We start from the raw sequence: 2859 nt of genomic DNA on the forward strand, positions 1-2859 counted from the left end.
CCCACCACTCCCGCACTCACCCACCAGGACGCATCACCACCCGAACCAAACATCCAAGCCACCCACCGAAACCCCAAAGACCACTCTTTAGAGTGAAGCGTTCCCACGAGATGCGCCCGCAACGGCGCTGCGTAGTCATAAATGGAATCAACCCCTAACCATTCACCCAGAGCATCACCACTTTTCACTCACTCGCCACACCCGGCCCCGCTCCAACTCAACCCGGCTCCAACCCCAAGGCACCCACACAGCCATCCACCCCTAGGCCAGCCCAATCAAGCCGGTGCCCAAACGCACCAAGCGCCCGACCGACCCATCACCGGAGCTCGCTCCACCCACTGCCCCGCAGCGCTCACCGCCACGTGAACCGCCCACACCCCAACGGCCCCACCTTCGGCGCAGCACGTTCCCACGGCCGCCCGTAGCGGTGTTCCCCCACACCGGAGGCATGATCGAACAATGCTGGAGTTCAACGAGGACAACGGTTCCTACGAGTGGTGGATCGCAGCCAACCCAGACCAGTTCGTCATCAACGCGGAACACAGCCTCAACCCCGCCACCATGATCTTGCACCGCGCCAACTGCCGCTCCATGAGCAGCACTCCGGCGAACGGCAAGACCTGGGTGGACGAGTACGTCAAGATCTGCGGCACCCGCCGCGAACTGCTGACCCGCTACCCCACCGCACGCCAGTGCCACTTATGCCTGCGCTGAACCCCAACACCACGCCACGCCCCGACCCACGCCACCGATCCACGTCGCCAAGCCCGTGCACGACCTCGAAGGCCTCCAGCACGCACTTGACGGCATCAACCGAGCGACGGCGCTCCGGCGACAACACACGACCCCGTCAGCACCCGAAGCACCAACGGCTCCAGACGACCCGACCCGGCAGTCAGCACGAGGCCGTTGCGCTCAACGCCGACCGTTCGACCCCGATCAACCGCGACGCGTCCAACCCCGACAAAGGTCCAACCCCGACAAAGGACCCGGCCGGAGCACGACGACCAAGCGCTACCGCGCTCGTGCCGCGTACTAGTGGAGCGGCCGTGACGCCCCCGTCTTGCGCCACGACCGAATCCCGCCTCCCGCACCTGTGCGGGCCGTCCGGGTCCCTGCCACAATTCTGCCCGGAGTGATCCCCCACAGACAATTGTTCTTCCGCCACGAATCAAGGGGGAATCACGCGGGGCTCGATCTACCAGCGAAAACGCTGCACAGAACAGGATTTACCACACTTCCGAGTGACGGCGGGGAACGGCGCACACCCCACAGCAAACGATTGCGCCTCCACCGCACCCCCTTCCAGGAAGGACGAGCAGTTCAACCCCCTGGAATCCCGCGCAAAACCCGAAGAGAACTCACCAATCCTGCGAGCAGCCCGTCAACCCCGCGCCCCGCGATCCACCGTCAACAACCCGACCCCGGCGATCGCGTCCACCGCGTAGTGGTCCCCCGCGGAATCAACCGCACCGGTCCCCAGCACCGTGCCCCCGGCGATCCCGGACGTCGTCGCCCCGTCGATCACCGCCTGCCCGGCGCCCCCGCCGAACCGCACCCGAGCCTCCGCACCGGTCGGCAGGTGCACCGCGAACGTCGAAGCCCCACCCGTCACCCGCACCGGCACCGCCCCGGACGGCGCGGGCAGCGTCAGGTCGACCCGCTGCGACCCGGCTCCGAAGTCAACCGACGAGACCCGCGCGGCCCCGAGGTCGACGGTCTGCTCGACCGCCCCGCCGTCCAGCCGCACCTTCCACAGCACCGACCGGTTCACCTCGACCCGCGCGTCGGCCGTCCCGGAACCGCCCCGGTCCTCGAACGACACCCGCACCACGTCCCCGTCGACGTTGGCGCGCGGCGCGAGCTTCGACCCGTCCGGGGCCCAGGCCCGCACCAGCTCGTCGCCGAGGTCTGCGGCCCGCACGACGATCGTGGTCGCCCCGCTCAGCAGCGCCAGCTCGGCCTGGTCCCGCCCGTCCGACGCGATGGCGACCAGCCGACCGTCACCCCCGCCGCACCCGCTCGCGAGAACCAGCACCGCCGTCGCGAGGACCGGCCACAGCCTGCGCATCAAAGGCTCCTCCTTGATCACCCGCCCACCCACAAAAATCCCCATCCGGGTGAACGCGCAAACGTCTGCGCCCGGAACTACCGGACGTCCGGAGGCCTCACAGCACCTCCCCCAACCTCCGCACACCTTCCCGGATGACCTCGGGGGCGCCGGTGGTGAACGACAGCCGCATCGTCGCCCGATCAGGTTCACCGGCGTAGAAGGACGCGCCCGGCACGAACGCCACGTCCCGCTCCAGCGCCCGCCGCAGCACCACCGCCGTGTCCACCCCTCCGGGCAGCCGGGCCCACACGAACATCCCGCCGTCCGGGTCGGTCCACACCGCCCCCTCGGGGAGCACCGCCGCCAGGGCGCCGACCAGCGCGTCCCGCCGCTCCCGGTAGGTCGCGCACAACCGCCGGACGTGCGCGTCGAGGTCGCTCTCCCGCAGGTAGTCAGCGACGACGGCCTGGTCGAACGCGGAGGTGTGCAGGTCAGCGGCCTGCTTGGTGACCACGAGCGCGGGCATCAGATCCTCGGGCGCGCGCAGCCACCCGACCCGCAGGCCAGGCGCGCCGATCTTGGAGAACGTGCCCAGGTACAGCACCGAGTCGCTCGACGCGGCCAGCGCGGGCACCACGTCTCCCCGGTAGCGCAGCTCGCTGTACGGGTCGTCCTCCAGCACTCGGAGCCCGGAGCGCTCCGCGACGCGGAGGACCTCGGCGCGCCGCTCGGCGTCGAGGGTGCGGCCGGTCGGGTTGGCGAAGGTCGGCACCAGGTAGAGCAGTTCGGGCCGGTCGCGCTCGACG

The 2859-nt window shown here is 69.6% G+C and carries 3 protein-coding genes; 1 reads left to right on the forward strand and 2 read right to left on the reverse strand.

The features are described 5' to 3' along the window. The first annotated feature begins 459 nt into the window (after positions 1-459). Positions 460-714, forward strand: a complete 255-nt coding sequence (locus tag ACTUAL_RS17855; RefSeq protein ID WP_440901063.1) for a hypothetical protein — start codon at positions 460-462, stop codon at positions 712-714. Between the two features lie 670 nt (positions 715-1384). Here the strand turns inward: ACTUAL_RS17855 and ACTUAL_RS17860 are convergent. Together ACTUAL_RS17860 and ACTUAL_RS17865 are read right to left on the reverse strand one after the other, a co-directional pair. Continuing rightward, positions 1385-2071, reverse strand: coding sequence for a hypothetical protein (locus ACTUAL_RS17860; protein ID WP_096496315.1), 687 nt, complete (start codon positions 2069-2071; stop codon positions 1385-1387). 97 nt (positions 2072-2168) lie between these two features. Further along, on the reverse strand, positions 2169-2859 hold a 691-nt coding region (locus tag ACTUAL_RS17865; protein WP_440901064.1), incomplete at its 5' end, for a PLP-dependent aminotransferase family protein.

The organism is Actinosynnema sp. (assembly GCF_052038725.1).